The 16,509-nt window shown below is 73.5% G+C and carries 17 protein-coding genes; 13 read left to right on the top strand and 4 right to left on the bottom strand.

The window, feature by feature from the left end:
- Positions 1-7: 7 nt before the first annotated feature.
- Positions 8-1,588 (bottom strand): glycerol-3-phosphate dehydrogenase/oxidase, encoded by a 1,581-nt coding sequence (locus IE172_RS23080; RefSeq protein WP_190099202.1) that lies wholly within the window; start codon positions 1,586-1,588, stop codon positions 8-10.
- Positions 1,585-2,193 carry a TetR/AcrR family transcriptional regulator gene (locus tag IE172_RS23075; protein WP_190099201.1) on the bottom strand — a complete coding sequence of 203 codons (609 nt, stop codon included), beginning with the start codon at positions 2,191-2,193 and terminating at the stop codon, positions 1,585-1,587. Before IE172_RS23075 ends, IE172_RS23080 begins: the two co-directional genes overlap by 4 nt.
- Positions 2,194-2,267: 74 nt before the next feature.
- Between IE172_RS23075 and IE172_RS23070 the strand changes: the two genes are divergently transcribed.
- The 8 genes from IE172_RS23070 (at position 2,268) to IE172_RS23035 (ending at position 10,194) form a co-directional block, all read left to right on the top strand.
- Positions 2,268-3,860, top strand: coding sequence for an FAD-binding oxidoreductase (locus tag IE172_RS23070; RefSeq protein ID WP_190099200.1), 1,593 nt, complete (start codon positions 2,268-2,270; stop codon positions 3,858-3,860).
- Positions 3,861-3,923: 63 nt separating this feature from the next.
- Positions 3,924-4,805 (top strand): YegS/Rv2252/BmrU family lipid kinase, encoded by an 882-nt coding sequence (locus IE172_RS23065; protein WP_190099199.1) that lies wholly within the window; start codon positions 3,924-3,926, stop codon positions 4,803-4,805.
- A 144-nt stretch (positions 4,806-4,949) separates the two neighbouring features.
- Positions 4,950-5,387: a Fur family transcriptional regulator gene (locus IE172_RS23060; protein ID WP_190099198.1), complete on the top strand. Its 438-nt coding sequence runs from the start codon at positions 4,950-4,952 to the stop codon at positions 5,385-5,387.
- Between the two features lie 33 nt (positions 5,388-5,420).
- Entirely contained in the window at positions 5,421-7,652 is a 2,232-nt protein-coding gene (gene katG, locus IE172_RS23055) for a catalase/peroxidase HPI (protein WP_190099197.1), read from the top strand.
- Positions 7,653-7,792: 140 nt separating this feature from the next.
- On the top strand, positions 7,793-8,023 hold the full coding sequence (locus IE172_RS23050) for a hypervirulence associated TUDOR domain-containing protein (protein ID WP_190099196.1): 231 nt from the start codon (positions 7,793-7,795) through the stop codon (positions 8,021-8,023).
- A 5-nt stretch (positions 8,024-8,028) separates the two neighbouring features.
- The gene (locus tag IE172_RS23045) at positions 8,029-8,367 is read left to right on the top strand and encodes a DUF3140 domain-containing protein (RefSeq protein ID WP_403381667.1); all 339 of its coding nucleotides are present in this window, start codon (positions 8,029-8,031) and stop codon (positions 8,365-8,367) included.
- A gap of 188 nt (positions 8,368-8,555) precedes the next feature.
- Positions 8,556-9,521 (top strand): YihY/virulence factor BrkB family protein, encoded by a 966-nt coding sequence (locus tag IE172_RS23040; RefSeq protein WP_190099195.1) that lies wholly within the window; start codon positions 8,556-8,558, stop codon positions 9,519-9,521.
- Between the two features lie 166 nt (positions 9,522-9,687).
- Complete coding sequence (locus tag IE172_RS23035; RefSeq protein ID WP_403381494.1) at positions 9,688-10,194, top strand: hypothetical protein; 507 nt, start codon at positions 9,688-9,690, stop codon at positions 10,192-10,194.
- Positions 10,195-10,352: 158 nt separating this feature from the next.
- Here the strand turns inward: IE172_RS23035 and IE172_RS23030 are convergent, their stop codons facing one another.
- Positions 10,353-10,775 (bottom strand): DUF350 domain-containing protein, encoded by a 423-nt coding sequence (locus tag IE172_RS23030; RefSeq protein WP_190099194.1) that lies wholly within the window; start codon positions 10,773-10,775, stop codon positions 10,353-10,355.
- Positions 10,776-11,018: 243 nt separating this feature from the next.
- Here IE172_RS23030 and IE172_RS23025 point away from each other — a divergent pair, with 243 nt between their 5' ends.
- The 5 genes from IE172_RS23025 to IE172_RS23005 all read left to right on the top strand — a co-directional run bounded on the left by IE172_RS23025 (position 11,019) and on the right by IE172_RS23005 (position 15,922).
- Positions 11,019-11,375 carry a hypothetical protein gene (locus IE172_RS23025; protein ID WP_190099193.1) on the top strand — a complete coding sequence of 119 codons (357 nt, stop codon included), beginning with the start codon at positions 11,019-11,021 and terminating at the stop codon, positions 11,373-11,375.
- 169 nt (positions 11,376-11,544) lie between these two features.
- Positions 11,545-12,786 carry a glycoside hydrolase family 16 protein gene (locus tag IE172_RS23020; protein ID WP_190099192.1) on the top strand — a complete coding sequence of 414 codons (1,242 nt, stop codon included), beginning with the start codon at positions 11,545-11,547 and terminating at the stop codon, positions 12,784-12,786.
- 187 nt (positions 12,787-12,973) lie between these two features.
- Positions 12,974-13,528: a tellurite resistance TerB family protein gene (locus IE172_RS23015; RefSeq protein WP_190099191.1), complete on the top strand. Its 555-nt coding sequence runs from the start codon at positions 12,974-12,976 to the stop codon at positions 13,526-13,528.
- Between the two features lie 88 nt (positions 13,529-13,616).
- The gene (locus IE172_RS23010) at positions 13,617-15,068 is read left to right on the top strand and encodes a WGR domain-containing protein (RefSeq protein ID WP_190099190.1); all 1,452 of its coding nucleotides are present in this window, start codon (positions 13,617-13,619) and stop codon (positions 15,066-15,068) included.
- A 131-nt stretch (positions 15,069-15,199) separates the two neighbouring features.
- Positions 15,200-15,922, top strand: coding sequence for an FAD binding domain-containing protein (locus IE172_RS23005; protein ID WP_190099189.1), 723 nt, complete (start codon positions 15,200-15,202; stop codon positions 15,920-15,922).
- Between the two features lie 94 nt (positions 15,923-16,016).
- Here IE172_RS23005 and IE172_RS23000 read toward each other — a convergent pair whose 3' ends face one another.
- Entirely contained in the window at positions 16,017-16,469 is a 453-nt protein-coding gene (locus IE172_RS23000) for a universal stress protein (RefSeq protein WP_190099188.1), read from the bottom strand.
- Positions 16,470-16,509: the final 40 nt, after the last annotated feature.

Below are 16,509 nucleotides of genomic sequence, written 5' to 3'. Positions count from 1 at the left end.
CGTGTGCTCAACCGCCCTGTGACGACGCCCCGTCCAGCAGGACGCGTACCGCCTCCAGCGCCGCGGCCCGGTCGGCGGGGACGAGCCCGATGCGGGTGCGGCGGTCCAGGACGTCCCCCTCGTCGAGCGCGCCCTCGTGGCGCAGGGCCCAGAGCAGTTCGGCCCGGGTGACCGGATACCCGGGAAGCACCGGTTCGCCGAGGCCGGGATCACGCACGCCGAGCGCGTGCACGGCCGGTGCCTCGGTGCCGTAGAGCCGGACGAGCCGGCGCGGCGCGGGCAGCGAGGAGAGGACGTGCGGCGACGCGGCGCCCACCAGGGGCAGGGCGGCGGTGGGGGAGGGGCCGGCCCCGAGACCGCGGAGGCGGACGGCGGCGTCGACGGCGTCCTCGGCCATGCGCCGGTACGTGGTGAGCTTGCCCCCGACGACGGTGACGACGCCCTCGGAGGAGGTGAGCACCGCGTGCCGCCGCGAGAGGTCGGCGGTCCTCGGCTCCGTGCCGGAGGACCCCCCGGTGGTGTCCAGCAGGGGCCGCAGTCCGGCGAAGGCGCCGACGACGTCGGCCCGGCGCACGGGGACGTGCAGCACGGAGCACAGGACGTCGAGGAGGAAGCCGACATCCGTCTCCGGCGCCTCGGCGACGTCGGGGATGTCGCCGGCCACGGGCTCGTCGGTGAGGCCGACGTAGACCCGGCCGTCGTCCTGGGGCAGGACGAGCACGAAGCGGTTGCTCTCCCCGGGGATCGGGATGTGCAGGCCCGCGGTCAGTGCTCCGAGGCTCTCGGGGCGCAGGACGAGGTGGGTGCCGCGGGAGGGCCGTATCCGTACGCCGTCGACGAGGCCGCCCGCCCAGACACCGGACGCGTTGATCACCGCCCGGGCGCGGATCTCGCCCTCCTCGCCGGTGAGTTCGTCCCGGACCCGGGCCCCCGTCGAGGTCAGTCGCAGGGCCCGGACCCGGGTGAGGACGCGTGCCCCGCGCGCGGCGGCCGTCCGGGCGAGGGCGGTGACCAGACGGGCGTCGTCGGTGAGCCGGCCGTCCCAGGACAGCAGGCCGCCGCGCAGTCCGTCGCGCCGCAGGGCGGGTACGAGGTGGCGGGTCTCCACCGCGCCGAGGCGACGGGGCGCGGGCAGCGTGGCCCGGGCCGTGCGGGCGGCCAGCCGCAGCGTGTCACCGGCGTGGAAGCCGGCCCGGGCCAGGGCGGCCTGCCCGCGGGAGACGAGCGGAGTGAGCGGCAGCACGAACGGCTGGGGCCGGACGAGGTGGGGAGCGGTGCGCTCCATCAGCACCCCGCGCTCGACGGCGCTCTCGTGGGCGACGTCGAGCCGGCCGGACGCGAGGTAGCGCAGCCCTCCGTGAATGAGCTTGCTGCTGAACCGGGAGGTGCCGAAGGCCAGGTCGTGGGCGTCGACGGCGACCACGCTCAGCCCGCGGGCCGCCGCGTCCAGGGCGGCCCCCGCACCGGTGGCGCCGAGACCGACCACCAGGACGTCGACCGCGGGTCCGCCCACGGAGCCGGCCAGCTCACGGGCGCGCCGGGCGGAGGACAGGGACGAGGCGGAGGGGTGTTCGCCGGGGGTGTTCATGGCGTGAGGGTCCTCTCCAGGATGTCGCGCAGTTCGCCGAGGAAGGCCTCGGTGGCGAGTTCGGCGTCGTCCTCCTCGGTCATGGTCCGCAGGGACAGCGTGAAGGACTGCACGATCAGCAGCACCGACCTGGCCTGCCGCTCCGGATGGGCGGCGCGCACCGAGCCGTCGGCGTGCCCGTCACGCAGGGAACCGGCCAGCAGCTCCAGCAGTGCCTCCTGGCTCGCCCCGCGGCGGTCCAGTACGTAGGGCAGGAGCAGTTCGGGGTCCACGTCGAGGATCTTGCGGAACAGCGGATGGGCGTCGAAGGCGCGCACCGCCGTCACCAGCCCTTCGGTGATCACCTCGCGCGCGGTCACCCCGGGTGCGTGCGCGGGGATGGCGTCGGTGGCCACCGCGATCCACTCCCGCGTCATCAGGTCACCGACCAGCGAGCGCACATCGGGCCAGCGCCGGTACAGCGTCATCCGGGAGACCCCGGCGCGGCGGGCCACGTCCGTGAGCGTGGTGCGGCGGACACCGACGGCCAGGACGCAGTCCCGTACCGCGTCGAGCACCGCGTCGTTGTCCGAACCGCCGGAAGCGTTGTGACGAATAGGCGTCATGTGTCACAGTGTAACGCCACGTGAGGCCGTCGGTCGACGGCATCGCTCGTTTCCGACCGGTGAGGACGACAGCCATGGACATGCTGTGGAACGGCTGGGGGGACCCGGCCGAGGCGACGCCGCTGCCCGACACGGTGATCGGGCTGTTGCGCGATCTGCTCGGGGTCACGCCCCGCGAGACGGCCCCCGTGACCATCGAGGACCTGGCCGTCCCGGACAGTCCGCTGACGCCCGAGGCGCGCCGCGCCCTGACCGCGGCCCTGGGCGACGAGGCCCATGTGCGCACCGACGCGGAGACCCGCGTCCGGCACACCCGCGGCAAGTCCACCCCCGACCTGCTGCGCATCCGCGAGGGCGACACGACCGCCGTTCCCGCGGCCGTACTGCTGCCCCCGGGACACGACGAGGTCCTCGCCGTCCTGCGGGTGTGCGCCGAACACGGCCTGGCGCTGGTCCCGTTCGGCGGCGGCACCTCCGTGGTCGGCGGGCTCGCCCCCGAAGCGCGGGGCGCCTTCGTCGCCCTCGACCTCCGGCGCATGGACGGCCTGCTCGACCTCGACCCGGTCTCCCGCACCGCCACCCTGCAGGCCGGCCTGCGCGCCCCGCGGGCCGAGGCGCTCCTCGCCGAACACGGCTTCACCCTCGGCCACTTCCCCCAGTCCTACGAGTGGGCCACCATCGGCGGCTTCGCCGCGACCCGCTCCAGCGGCCAGGCCTCGGCCGGCTACGGCCGGTTCGACGACATGGTGCTGTCCCTCACCCTCGCCACCCCCGAGGGAACCCTCGACACCGGCCGCGCCCCCCGCTCGGCCGCCGGACCCGACCTGCGCCAGCTCGTCCTCGGATCGGAGGGCGCGTTCGGCGTCATCACATCGGTGACCGTGCGGATCCGGCCCGTCCCGCGCACCAGCGTCTACGAGGGCTGGCACTTCCCCTCCTTCGAGGAGGGCGCCGCCGCGCTGCGCCGCCTCGCCCAGGACGGACCGCGGCCCACCGTGCTGCGCCTGTCCGACGAGACCGAGACGTTCATCGGTCTGGCGAATCCGGAGGCGATCGGCTCCGGCGCCCAGCAGCCCGCCGGCTGCACGGCCGTCGCCGGGTACGAGGGCACGGACGAGGACACCGGGTACCGCAGGGAGCACGCCGCGGCCGTGCTGCGCGCGTGCGGCGGCACACCGCTGGGGGAGGAACCGGGCAGGCGCTGGGTGCACGGCCGCTACTCGGCCCCGTACCTGCGCGACGCGCTCCTCGACGCCGGGGCGTTCGCCGAGACCCTCGAGACGGCGACGTTCTGGTCCCGGCTCCCCGGCCTGTACGCGGCCGTCCGTGACGCGCTGACCGACACCCTCACCGCGGCCGGCACCCCGCCCCTGGTGATGTGCCACATCTCCCACGTCTACGAGAACGGCGCCTCGCTGTACTTCACCGTCGTCTCCGCCCAGGGCGAGGACGCCGTGGCGCACTGGACCCGCGCCAAGCACGCCGCCAACGAGGCGATCCTCACCGCCGGGGGCACGATCAGCCACCACCACGGGGTCGGCACCGACCACCGGGACTGGTACGCCCGTGAGGCGGGCCCGCTGGGCATCGACGCCCTGCGTGCCGTGAAGCGGAGGCTGGACCCGGCGGGACTGCTGAACCCCGGCGTCCTGCTGCCCGACGACTGACCCGCCCGCCCCCTTCGCCCCCCGCCCGTCCCCCTTCCGTCGGCCAGCCCCGGAGGCACCCCGATGCGCCAGTTCACCGCCGTCGTCAACCCCACCGCGGGCGCGGCCACCGGAGCGGCAGCCCTGCTCGCCCTGGCCCGGCACCTGCGGGAGGAGGGCGCCGAACTGCGGACCGAGTACAGCCGCAGCCTGGACCACGCGCGGGAACTGGCCCGCGACGCCGGACAGCGGGGGAGCGTGGTCCTCGCCGTCGGCGGGGACGGCATCGCGGGGGGCGTCGGCGGAGCCCTCAGCGGCACCGGCGCGACCCTCGGCCTCGTCCCCGCCGGCCGCGGCAACGACTTCGCCCGCGCGCTCGGCCTGCCCCACGACCCGCGCGCCCTGGCCCGCATCCTGCTGCACGGCCAGCCGCGGCCGGTCGACACCGTGGAGGTCGGCTCGGCCGTCCACGACCGCACCGTCGTCCTCGGCAGCGTGTACGCCGGGGTCGACGCACTCGCCAACCGCCACGCCAACCGCTCCCGGCTGCTGAGAGGTTCGGCCTCCTACTACGCCGGCGGCCTGCGGGCCGTCACCACCTGGCGGCCCGCCCGCTACCGGGTCACCGTCGACGGGGAGGAGCACACCCACACCGGCTACACGGTGGTGGCCGCCAACTCCGGCTTCTACGGATCCGGCCGCATCATCGCCCCCGACGCCCGCGTCGACGACGGCCTGCTGGACGTCGTCATGATCGAACACGCGCCCCGGCGGCTGTTCTTCGCCCTGATGAACGAACTGCGGACCGGTGCGCACGTCCGCCGCCCCCAGGTGCGGATCCTCCGGGGCGGCGAGATCCGCATCGAGGCCGACCGGGAGGTCCCCTACGGCACCGACGGCGAAGTCGACGCCGTCCTCCCCGTCACGGCGCGGGTCCTGCCCGGAGCGCTGAACGTGCTGTACTGACCGGCCGTCAGGGCCGGTGGGACCGCGCCCGGCGGGACACTGCGGCACGCAACCCGGGAGCCACCCGCCGTTACCGGACATGACCCAAGACTGGACTCGTTCGTTCTCTGGAATTATTCGTCTCTGCGCCTATAGGTTCTGCGCATGACCGCATCCCGGCCGCCCACCGCAGCCGAGGAGCTCCGCGGCGCGGGCCTGCGTGCGACGGCCGCCCGCGTCGCCCTCCTCGACACCGTCCGCCAGGGCGGCCACCTCGGAGCCGAGGAGCTCGCCTCCGAGGTGCGCCGGCGCACGGGGCACGTCTCCCTGCAGGCGGTGTACGAGGCGCTCCACGCGCTCGCCGGGGCGGGGCTGGTGCGCCGCATCGCACCGGCAGGCGGCCCCGCCCGCTACGAGGGACGCGTGGGCGACAACCACCACCATCTGGTCTGCCGCTCCTGCGGTGTCGTCGCCGACGTCGACTGCGCGGCCGGTGCGGCACCCTGTCTCACCGCCTCCGACGCACACGGCTTCGCGGTCGACGAGGCCGAGATCGTCTACTGGGGCCTGTGCCCCGGCTGTTCCACCTCCCGCAGCACCTGAACTGCGCGAACCTCTTCGCCCGGAAGGACTCCCATGACCGAGAACCACGACGCGATCGTCACCGAACCCAAGGCGGAGGAAGCGGGAGGCTGCCCGGTCGCGCACGGACGCGCCCCGCACCCCACCCAGGGCGGCGGGAACCAGCGGTGGTGGCCCGAGCGCCTCAACCTGAAGATCCTGGCCAAGAACCCGGCCGTGGCGAACCCGCTCGGTGAGGACTTCGACTACGCCGCGGCGTTCCAGAGCCTCGACCTCCCCGCGGTGAAGCGGGACATCGCCGAGGTCCTGACCACCTCCCAGGACTGGTGGCCGGCCGACTTCGGTCACTACGGCCCGCTCATCGTCCGCATGGCCTGGCACAGCGCCGGCACCTACCGCATCAGCGACGGCCGAGGCGGCGCCGGGGCCGGACAGCAGCGCTTCGCCCCGCTCAACAGCTGGCCGGACAACGCCAACCTCGACAAGGCCCGCCGACTGCTGTGGCCCGTCAAGAAGAAGTACGGCAAGAGCCTGTCCTGGGCCGACCTGCTGATCCTCTCCGGCAACGTCGCCCTGGAGTCGATGGGCTTCACGACCTTCGGCTTCGCCGGCGGCCGCGCCGACGTCTGGGAGCCGGAGGAGGACGTCTACTGGGGCCCCGAGTCCACCTGGCTCGGAGACGAGCGCTACACCGGCGACCGCGAGCTGGAGAACCCGCTCGGCGCGGTCCAGATGGGCCTCATCTACGTCAACCCCGAGGGTCCGGGCGGCAATCCGGACCCGATCGCCTCCGCCCGGGACATCCGCGAGACGTTCGGCCGGATGGCGATGAACGACGAGGAGACGGTCGCCCTGATCGCCGGCGGCCACACCTTCGGCAAGACCCACGGCGCGGGCCCGGCCGACCACGTCGGCGACGACCCGGAGGCGGCCGGCTTCGAGGAGCAGGGCCTGGGCTGGAAGAACACCTTCGGCACCGGCAAGGGCGCCGACACGATCACCAGCGGTCTCGAGGTCACCTGGACCGACACGCCGACCACCTGGGACAACAGCTTCTTCGAGATCCTCTTCGGCTACGAGTGGGAGCTGTTCCGGAGCCCCGCGGGCGCCCAGCAGTGGCGGCCGAAGGACGGCGCCGGGGCCGGCACCGTACCCGACGCCCACGACCCCTCCAGGACCCACCAGCCGACGATGCTGACCACGGACCTCGCGCTGCGCTTCGACCCGGTCTACGGCGAGATCTCCCGGCGCTTCCTGGAGAACCCGGACGAGTTCGCGGACGCCTTCGCCCGCGCCTGGTACAAGCTGACCCACCGCGACATGGGACCCAAGTCGCTCTACCTCGGCCCGGAGGTGCCCGCCGAGACGCTGCTGTGGCAGGACCCGCTGCCCGAGCGCACGTACGACCTCGTCGACGCCGACGACATCGCCGTCCTCAAGCAGCGGGTCCTCGCCTCCGGCCTGTCCGTGTCCGACCTGGTGTCGACGGCATGGGCGTCGGCCTCCTCCTTCCGCGGCAGCGACAAGCGCGGCGGCGCCGACGGCGCGCGCATCCGCCTGGAGCCGCAGCGCGGCTGGGAGGCCAACGACCCCGACCGGCTGGCGACGGTCCTGCGCACCCTGGAGGCGGTCCAGGAGTCCTTCAACTCCGCGCAGACCGGCGGCAAGGGAATCTCCCTGGCCGACCTGATCGTCCTGGCGGGAGCCGCCGGCGTCGAGAAGGCCGCCAGGGACGGCGGCCTCGACATCGAGGTCCCGTTCACGCCGGGCCGCGTGGACGCCTCCCAGGAGCAGACGGACACGGAGTCCTTCTCCGCCCTCGAGCCGTCCGCCGACGGCTTCCGCAACTACCTGGGCAAGGGCAACCGCCTGCCGGCCGAGTTCCTGCTGCTGGACAAGGCCAACCTGCTGACCCTGAGCGCACCCGAGATGACCGTCCTCGTCGGCGGCCTGCGCGTCCTGGGCGCGAACCACGGGGAGTCGTCGCACGGCGTCCTCACCGCCGCCCCCGGCACCCTGACCAACGACTTCTTCGTCAACCTGCTGGACATGGGAACGACGTGGCAGGCGACGTCCGGGGACCAGACCCTCTTCGAGGGCCGGGACTCGGCCACCGGCGAGGTCAGGTGGACCGGGACCCGTGCCGACCTGGTCTTCGGGTCGAACTCCGAACTGCGCGCCCTCGCCGAGGTCTACGCGAGCGACGACGCCGGGGAGAAGTTCGTGAAGGACTTCGTCAAGGCGTGGGACAAGGTCATGAACCTCGACCGGTTCGACCTCGTCTGATCCGTCCGACCCACTGATCCGGGCCGGTCCCCCCGGGGGCCGGCCCGGACGTGCGTGCCGCCCCCTCCCCGAGATGCGCGCGGGCCGCCCTGCGACCAGGGTGGAAGCGAGACGACCGCCACGCCGAGGAGGCGCCAGGGATGGGCAAGGGAAGCGACCGCCGCGAGGACCTCCACCAGGGCGACGAGGTCGCCTGGAGCAGCCACGGCAGCGAGACCACGGGCAAGGTCGAGAAGAAGATCACCGAACGCACCGAGGAGGCCGGACGCACGGTCGCCGCCTCCGAGGAGGAACCGCAGTACGAGGTGCGCAGCGACAAGTCGGGCCGCTCCGCGGTCCACAAGCCCTCCGCGCTCAAGAAGAAGAAGTGAGCGCGGTGGTGCCGCCGCGGGAGCGGGAGACCTCGGAGGAGTTCCACGAGCTGGTCAACATGAAGCCGGCCGACCTCGAGCGGTGGCTCGAGACGGAGGAGTCCCGCGCCGCGGGGCAGCACAAGGACGGCGGTGAGTCGACCGGCCACGCCTCCGGGCGCCGCATCGTGGCGATCCTGCGCGCCGGACGCGAGGACCTCTCGGACGACGACTACGCGCACATGCGCAAGGTCGTCGGCTACATCCGCCGCCACCTCGCCCAGCAGCCGTCCGGCGACGTACGCGACACGCGCTGGCGCCACTCCCTCATGAACTGGGGCCACGACCCCCTCGCGGGCGACTGACGCCTCTTCCACGGCACCCGGACGAGCCTCGCCCCTCGCGCGGCCCGGCCCCGGCTCCTGCGGCCTTCCCCTCACGCCGTCGGGCGATCCTCCGGACGCCCCCCGCTCGTCACCCCAAGAGGTGTGACTCCGGGAAACAGGGCGATCAGTGAGTGAGGCAAGCCAGTCGAGGCGAGGAAGGTCCGCGTATGGGAACCGTCGTCCGTGTTCCGCAGACCCGGGACATGATCGGTGACGAACTCTCCGGAGACGAGGCGTTCGCGGCGCTGCGGCACTACGGAGGGCTGCGGCTGCTGAGCGACTCCTTCAGCCGCTTCCGCTACGCGGACGGATTCACCAACGCGCGGGCCCTCGCCTTCCAGGTCGTCCTCGGCCTGGTGCCGTTCACCGTGGCACTGGTGGGCCTCGCGACCTCCACGCACACCGAGAGCGTCGGCCGTGTCATCGAACTGGCCCTCGGCCACATCGTGCCGGGCGCCAGTGCCGACGTCGTCGAGGACGCCTTCGACGGGACCCGGCGCACCGCCCACGACGACCTCGCGAGCACCCTGGCCCTCTGGCTCGGTCTGGGCTTCGCCGTACTGAACCTCGCCTCCGCCATGGGCCAGGTCGAGCGGGGTGCCAACCGCATCTACGGCATCGAACGGGACCGCCCCTTCCCCCGCAAGTACGGCCGGGCCGTCGTCCTCGCGCTCGCCGCGGGACTGCCGATGGTGCTCGGCTTCGTCGTGCTCGTCGCCGGGGACGCCGTGAGCCGGGCGGTGGCCGAGGTGGTCGGCGGCCGGGGCAGCGACGCGGGCTGGTGGGGGGCGCTGGACGTGCCGGTGGGGCTGCTGCTCGCGTGGGTGGCCTCCGCGGTGCTCTTCCGCTGGTCGCCCCGCCGTGCCCAGCCGGGCTACACCTGGCTGGCCTTCGGCTCCGCCGTCCACCTCCTGCTGTGGGTCGCGGCGACGTGGCTCCTCGCGCTGTACGTCGAGGGCAGCGGGGCCTTCGGCGCCCTGTACGGGCCGCTGACCGCCTTCATAGCCCTGCTGCTCTGGGCGAACCTGACCGCCGTCGCCCTCTTCCTGGGCATCGCGTTCGCGGCCCAGCTGGAGGCGGCGCGCGCCGGTGTCGAGGCGCCGGTGGGTCCGGACCCCGGGCCCGGCGGCTGAGCGCCGTGCCGGCGGCCTCCGGGTGCCTCCGGGTGCCTTGGGTGCCGCCGCCGGCACGACACGCCGGCACGGGAACGGGGCGGGCTCCTCCCTCGTTGTCGGTGTGAGGTTGCACAATGATCGGAAAAGGAGATCAACTCCGGCGCGGTGCTGGGTAGACGGTCTCGTGTCCGGCTCCGGAAAGGTCCTGCTGATGCTCTCCACCGTCGACCGCTCGAGGTCCCTCGTCGCCCTGCCGACGGCGCGCCGCCGGCATTCCCGGGGAGGCGCCGGCCCGGCGCCGGCGGGCCGCCCGTCGGGCGCCGCCGCCGACGCGCTGCGCATCATCGCCGACCCCAGGACCCCCACGTACGTCACGGTGTACGCCAACGGCCGCCGCAGATACAGCTACTGGCGCCCCCTGGACTCCACCACCGGCGCCGGCGGGTGCTACGCCGCCCTGCCCACCGCCGAGTGCGACGAACTGCAGGCGGCGGGACGGATCACGCTCGGCGAGCCCGTCGTGGACCCCAACCGCACGACGTACCGGGTCCGCCCGGCCACCCGCGCCCAGTCGGTGCCACGCGCCCAGCCGGTCCCGCGCGCCGAGCCGGTCGTCCGTACCGGACCGGCCACCCGGGTGCGGCCCGAGCCGGTGCGCGGCGGTGCCCGGGAGCGGAGCCGGGTGGCGTGAGGGCGGGGCGCTGCCGCCCCGCTCAGCGGTGCCGCGCCCAGGCGTCGGACTTCCGGCAAGGGACAGGAGGGCGATCGCCCCGCAGATCACCGGCGTGCCGGCCGCCACACCCGCTCCCTGCCCTCGACGGCCCGTACGGACTGTCGTCCGGCGGCGCGTCAGGCGATGGCCGCCGAGACGACGGCCGACACCGCGAGATTGCACGACGCCGTCACCCACACCGCCGGGTGGGGTTCCGGCTCCACCAGCGTGGCGCCCAGACGCCCGGGGGTGATGAGGTCCACGACCAGGAACGCCACCGCCATCATCACCAGGCCCAGCAGCCCGAACGCGGCGGTCGACACCAGCCCCTTGCCGAAGTCGTCGTACGTCGTCCAGATCGACGTGAAGACGATGCCGCCGATGCCGAGCAGCGAGGAGCTGAGGACGACGGCGGCGTTGCGGTTGCGCTCCTGCCAGATCTGCCGGCCGAGCTTTCCGGGCGTCAGGACGTCGACCAGGACGATGCCGAGGACCAGCAGGACCAGTCCGAGCGCGCCGTAGGCGGTGGCCCGGCCGAGTCCGTTGACGATGTCGCTCATGGGTGTGCCGGCTCCGTAGCGTGAGGGATCGTGAGGTGATCGCGGTCAAGCGCGTGCAAAATGTAGCGCACCCGTTCGGCCGCCCGGCCCGTGCCCCGTCACCGTTCCCCGGTGGCCGGGCGGCACACAGGAACGGCGGGCCGCTCCACTGCCGGCAGGGGACTCGGCCGGCTTTCCGGTGACCAGTCATGCCCCGGCACTTGCGGGGCATCAGAAGTCCACCGGAGAGAAGGAGAAGGAGCCATGAGCAGGGGCAGCCGCACGCTCACCGTCCTGTACGTCGCCGTCGCCCTCTGGCTCTCCTTCTGCACGGTGCGCACCTGGGGCACCGTGCCCGTCTGGACCACCCTCGCCATGGCCGTCGCCGCCCTCGCCCCCGTCGTGGGGGTGGTCCGCGAGACGGTCATCGCCGACGAGCGGCGCACCGTCGCCGTCCTGCGGGAACGGGAGGGCCGCCGGGCGGCGTGGCGCGACGCGGCGGCGGCCGCCCTCGCGCGGGCCGAGGTGGAGGCCGCGTGCTGCGAACGCTGGTGGACGTCCTGCGCGACGGAGCACGACCCGAGCTGCGCACACCGGACCTCGTGGGGCACAACGGCGTGAACCGCCGGACGGGGCCACGGGCCCGGCCGGCCCGGCGTGAATTCCTGGTCCGTACCAGGGTCTTGACGCCGTCTTATCTCATCCCTTGAATCAAGTCGTTGCGCAATCAACCCCCACAACCTCGGTCGGCGCGCCCGTGCAGTCGGGCCGCCGTACGGAAGGGAGAGCCATGTTCTCTCCGCGCACCCGCCGCAGATGGCTGATCGCCGCCCTCTCCGCCGTCCTGGTCGCCTCCGGCGCGGCCGGGACGACCGCCCAGGCCGACCCGGCCGGGCCGGCCCCCGCCGCCGCGGCGGCCGTGACCTTCTCGGACACCTTCGACGGCCCCGCCGGCGCGGCGGTCGACTCCTCGAAGTGGCAGCTCGAGACCGGCGACAACGTCAACAACCACGAGCGGCAGTACTACACCTCCGGCACCAGGAACGCCGCCCTCGACGGCCAGGGCCACCTGGTCATCACCGCCCGCAAGGAGAACCCGGCCAACTACCAGTGCTGGTACGGCACCTGTCAGTACACCTCGGCGCGGCTCAACACGGCGGGGAAGTTCACCGCGCAGTACGGGCACGTCGAGGCGCGGATGAAGGTGCCCCGCGGTCAGGGCATGTGGCCGGCGTTCTGGATGCTGGGCACGCCGGTGAACTGGCCGGACTCGGGCGAGATCGACATCATGGAGAACGTCGGCTTCGAACCGTCCACGGTGCACGGCACCCTCCACGGCCCCGGCTACTCGGGTTCCGGAGGCATCGGCGCCGGTTACACCCTGCCGGGCGGCCGGGCCTTCGCGGACGACTTCCACACCTTCGCCGTCGACTGGGCGCCGGACTCGATCACCTGGTCCGTGGACGGCAACGTCTACCAGCGGCGCACCCCCGCCGACCTGGGCGGCAGGCAGTGGGTGTTCAACAGGCCGTACTTCCTGATCCTCAATCTGGCGGTGGGCGGCTACTGGCCCGGCGACCCCGACGGCTCGACCGTCTTCCCGCAGCAACTCGTGGTCGACCACGTGTCGGTGACGACGAACGACGCGCCGGCCGTCGGCGCGATCCGCGGCCTGGCCGGCAAATGCGTCGACGTCGCGGGGGCGAACACCGCCAACGGCACCCCGGTGCAGCTCTACGACTGCAACGGCACCTCCGCCCAGCGCTGGTCGGTGGGCGGTGACGGCACGATCCGGGCACTCGGCAAGTGCCTGGACGTCGCTTCCGGCGGCACGGCGGACGGCACCCCCGTCCAGTTGTGGGACTGCAACGGCACCGCGGCCCAGCGGTGGGTCGTCACCGGGGCGCGCGACATCGTCAATCCCCAGGCCGACAAGTGCCTGGACGTGACGGGCAACAACTCGGCCAACGGCACCCGGCTGCACCTGTGGACCTGCTCGGGCGGCGCGAACCAGAAGTGGACGGTGGGCTGACCCCGGCCGGCACCCCTGGACGACGGCGACCGCCCCGGACCCCGTAGGTCCGGGGCGGTCGCTTTTGCCTTTCTTTTGCCATCCGGGAACACGGCCGGGGCCACGTCCGTTTGACCGGGCGAACCGGAAGACCCGGGACTGACTACCAGGACCGGGCGGACAGCGACACGACCCGAGGTGGCACCGAATGGCGATGTGGGACCGGCTCAAGGACCAGGCCAGGACGCTCCAGCAGTCCCAGGGCGCGCAGGCGGGGGGCGCACGGCAGCAGGGGCACGGCTCCACCTCCTCCGCCGGCGGCTCCAAGGCCAAGCTGATGGGGCTGTTCAAGTCGCAGCTCGCCGCGGCCAAGACGGAACTGAAGAGCGGCGCCTACCGGGACGCGAGCATGGCGATGTGCGCCCTGGTGGCGGCGGCCGACGGACGGGTCGACCCGGTCGAGCGGCAGCGGGTGGAGGAGCTGATCGTCACCAACGAGGTGCTGCAGAACTTCCCGCCGGACCAGCTCCGCCGGCTGTTCAACGAGCACGTGGACCGGCTCACGGCCCACTTCGAGCAGGGCAGGGCACGGGCGCTGGAGGACATCGCCAAGGCGGCGAAGAAACCGGTCGAGGCGCGGGCCGTCGTCCAGACCGGCATGGTCGTCGCCGGCGCCGACGGCAGCTTCGACCCCTCCGAGCAGTACGCCGTCCGCGAGGCGTGCGTGGCGCTCGGACTCCCGCCGCACGAGTTCGGCGTCTGACCGTCACCCCGTTGTCGGTGCCACCCCCTACGGTGTGATCAATGGGCCCGCAGGAGCGGCCGCGGGCCCGTCAGGGGAGGGGTGTGCCATGTCTGCCGGGACCACGGTGTCGACGACGTATCTGGAGCTGTCGCAGGAGGGCGGCGGCGCGCACAAGTTCTACGAGGTGCAGGTCGACGGCCAGGTGGTGACGGTGCGGTACGGCCGGATCGGCGCGGCCGGCCAGACCCAGACGACGACGTTCGCCACCGTGGCGAAGGCGCGCGCCGCCGCCGCGAAGAAGGTGGGGGAGAAGGTCCGCAAGGGCTATGCGCCGGCGGTGCCCGGCGGGCGGGCGCCCCGCGCGGTGACCCGGCGTCAGGTGGTCTCGGCCCCCTCCACCGCGCGGGCCGTGGCCCCCGTCCTGTGGCGCTTCGGGACGGGCTCCGCGGCGTTCGGCATCCACGTCGACGACGACCACTGCTGGGTCGGCAACCAGTCCGGCGACGTCTACACCCTGGACCACGAGGGCAACGCACTGGCCCGCTTCAGCCTGCCGGACGGCGTGAAGTGCCTGGTGGCCGACGACTTCTGGATCTACGCGGGCTGCGACGACGGCAGCGTCTACGACCTGTCCTCGAAGCTGCCGTTCGCCGCCTACGACATCGCGGCGGACGTCGACATCTTCTGGCTGGACATCCACGAGGGCGTGCTCGACGTCTCGGACCGGGACGGCCGCCTCACCGTCATCGACCACGAGGACGAGCACCAGTGGACCCGCCGCAGCCAGGGCGACCACGCCTGGATGGTCCGGGCCGACGACCGGGCCGTCTACCACGGCCACCACCGGGGCGTCACCGCCTACGCGCCCGACGGCAGCGGCGAGTTGTGGCACACCCCCACCCGGGGCGGCGTGCTCTTCGGCTGGCAGGAGGACGACACCGTCTACGCGGGCACGGCGCACCGGGTGGTGCAGCGGCTGTCGAAGGCGACCGGGACCATCGAGGCCACCTACGCCTGCGACAGTGCCGTCTACTCGTGCGCGACCGCGCCGGGCGGGCGGTTCGTCTTCGCCGGCGACGCCGCCTCGTCCGTCTACTGCTTCGACCGGGACGGCACGCGGTTGTGGAAGCTCGGTACCGGCGGCGGATCGGCGCTGTCGATGCAGTACCGCGACGAGCGGCTGTACCTGGTGACGACGGACGGCTCGCTGGTGTGCGTGGACGCGAGCGAGGCGGCCGTCTCCGCGGCGCAGCAGGGATCGGTGCCGGTCGTACGGGACGTCAAGCTCGCCGCGGCCCTGCCCACCTACGCCCCGGCCACGACCGCGACCGCGGTGGCCACCGTCGCCCAGGCACCGTCCGGTGCCGTGGTCGTGGAGTGCGTCCGCGACGACGGGCGGCTGCGCGTCCACGTCGTGTCCGAGGGCTACGACGGTTCCTGGAACGTGCAGTTCCCACGGGCGATACGGGAGCCCGGCGCGCGCTATGTGGTGGACGCGCTGCACCCGGCGGCCGGCGGCTTCTACCGGGTGCGGGGTGAGATCCGGCGACTGCGCTGACCGGCAGGCGCACGCGGCGGATCCGTGAGCCCTGGACGCGCCCCCGGGGCCGTGCGGAGAATGCAGTGCTCCTGATCGCCCCGTGAAGTGCCGTGTCTCCCGCCCTCGTCGAGGAAAGCAGGTAGAGCGTCGTGCTGCTGCGTCTGCCCACGTCACTGTCCGAAGCACAGCGGTCCCTGGCCGAGGGCGCGGTGCCCGTCGGCGGCGCCACCCTCGTGTGGGCCCTCTGGCAGCGCGACGGCTTCCCCGAGCAGGCGATGTCCCTGCGCGAGCTGCCCGAGGCCAACCTGATAGAACGCCAGGCGCTCGGCGCCGCGGTGCTGCTGCACCAGGTGGACGACCGGGTACCGGAAGTGCTGCGCCGGGCGGCCTCCACCGTGGGCACCGGAGCCGTCCGCCGGACGGCCACCGTCGGCGGCAACATCGTGGGCAGCACGCTGCGCTGCCTGCTCCCGGCGGCGCTGGCGCTGGACGCGCGCGCGACCGTGCTCGACCGGGACGGCACCTACGAGACCGACCTGGGCGAAGTGGTGGCCAAACGCCATCTGCTGCTCACCCTGCGCTGGCACGCCCCCGTGGTCAGCCGGTACTACAAAGCGCCCGGTGAAGCGGGCGGCCCGCCGCCCCTCGTGGTGGCCACCGCCGTCCACGCCGACGACGACGGACGGCACCGGCTCGTCGTCGCCGTCCGGGACGGCTACGAGGTGATCAGCGCGAGCACCGACGGCCGCAGCGGCGCGGAGCAGGCGCTCCAGGACCTGGAGCGCACCGGTCTGGTGTCGCTGCCCACGCCGGCGCGCGAAGCCGTACACCGGGAGGTGACCGGCATCCTGGGCGGCCCCGCGGACCGCTGACCCGGCCGCGCCACCGGCGCCACCGCCCCGGCCCGGGCGGTCCGAACGGCCCGGGCCGCACCGGAACACCGGCCACCGCGTCCGGCCGGCGGGTTCAGCCGCCCGCCCCCCGCCGGTGCCGGACCACGACGACCGGGCAGGACGCGTGCTGGGCACAGCGCTGGCTGACCGAGCCCAGCATCACCCGGGCGAACCCACCGCGTCCGCGATGGCCCACCACCAGCAGTTCCGCCCCTTCCGAGGCGCGGATCAGCACCTCCGAGGGATCACCCTCGACCAGCCGTTCCCGCAGGCCGGCGGGCCGGTCGCCCGGGAAGGCGGTGCTCAGCGCCTCCGCGAAGCGGTGCCGTGCCTGTTCCGCGTCGAAGTCCGGTTCGATCACGGGACCGGCCCATCCGGTGGACGACGGCGTCTCCCAGGCGTGGACGGCCTCCACGATCCCGCCGAGCGCACGGGCGTACCGTACGGCCCAGCGCAGCGCCTCGTACGACGCGGGAGATCCGTCCACACCCACGACGATCCGCGGTGCCGGCTCAGTGGCTTGCATGGTCACCTCACTCACCAGTCGATGTCCGTGCCCCGGTGCC

It is taken from the genome of Streptomyces griseoflavus (assembly GCF_014649995.1).
GTDB lineage: Bacteria > Actinomycetota > Actinomycetes > Streptomycetales > Streptomycetaceae > Streptomyces > Streptomyces griseoflavus.
The sequence above is the reverse complement of the archived record's forward strand: the minus strand, read 5'-3'. Positions and strand labels throughout refer to the sequence as shown.

Excerpts from the sequence above, each read along its gene's own strand:
- IE172_RS23080 (WP_190099202.1), bottom strand. The coding sequence starts at position 1,588 with ATGAACACCCCCGGCGAACACCCCTCCGCCTCGTCCCTGTCCTCCGCC.
- IE172_RS23075 (WP_190099201.1), bottom strand. The coding sequence starts at position 2,193 with ATGACGCCTATTCGTCACAACGCTTCCGGCGGTTCGGACAACGACGCG.
- IE172_RS23070 (WP_190099200.1), top strand. The coding sequence starts at position 2,268 with ATGGACATGCTGTGGAACGGCTGGGGGGACCCGGCCGAGGCGACGCCG.
- IE172_RS23065 (WP_190099199.1), top strand. The coding sequence starts at position 3,924 with ATGCGCCAGTTCACCGCCGTCGTCAACCCCACCGCGGGCGCGGCCACC.
- IE172_RS23060 (WP_190099198.1), top strand. The coding sequence starts at position 4,950 with ATGACCGCATCCCGGCCGCCCACCGCAGCCGAGGAGCTCCGCGGCGCG.
- katG (WP_190099197.1), top strand. The coding sequence starts at position 5,421 with ATGACCGAGAACCACGACGCGATCGTCACCGAACCCAAGGCGGAGGAA.
- IE172_RS23050 (WP_190099196.1), top strand. The coding sequence starts at position 7,793 with ATGGGCAAGGGAAGCGACCGCCGCGAGGACCTCCACCAGGGCGACGAG.
- IE172_RS23040 (WP_190099195.1), top strand. The coding sequence starts at position 8,556 with ATGGGAACCGTCGTCCGTGTTCCGCAGACCCGGGACATGATCGGTGAC.
- IE172_RS23030 (WP_190099194.1), bottom strand. The coding sequence starts at position 10,775 with ATGAGCGACATCGTCAACGGACTCGGCCGGGCCACCGCCTACGGCGCG.
- IE172_RS23025 (WP_190099193.1), top strand. The coding sequence starts at position 11,019 with ATGAGCAGGGGCAGCCGCACGCTCACCGTCCTGTACGTCGCCGTCGCC.
- IE172_RS23020 (WP_190099192.1), top strand. The coding sequence starts at position 11,545 with ATGTTCTCTCCGCGCACCCGCCGCAGATGGCTGATCGCCGCCCTCTCC.
- IE172_RS23015 (WP_190099191.1), top strand. The coding sequence starts at position 12,974 with ATGGCGATGTGGGACCGGCTCAAGGACCAGGCCAGGACGCTCCAGCAG.
- IE172_RS23010 (WP_190099190.1), top strand. The coding sequence starts at position 13,617 with ATGTCTGCCGGGACCACGGTGTCGACGACGTATCTGGAGCTGTCGCAG.
- IE172_RS23000 (WP_190099188.1), bottom strand. The coding sequence starts at position 16,469 with ATGCAAGCCACTGAGCCGGCACCGCGGATCGTCGTGGGTGTGGACGGA.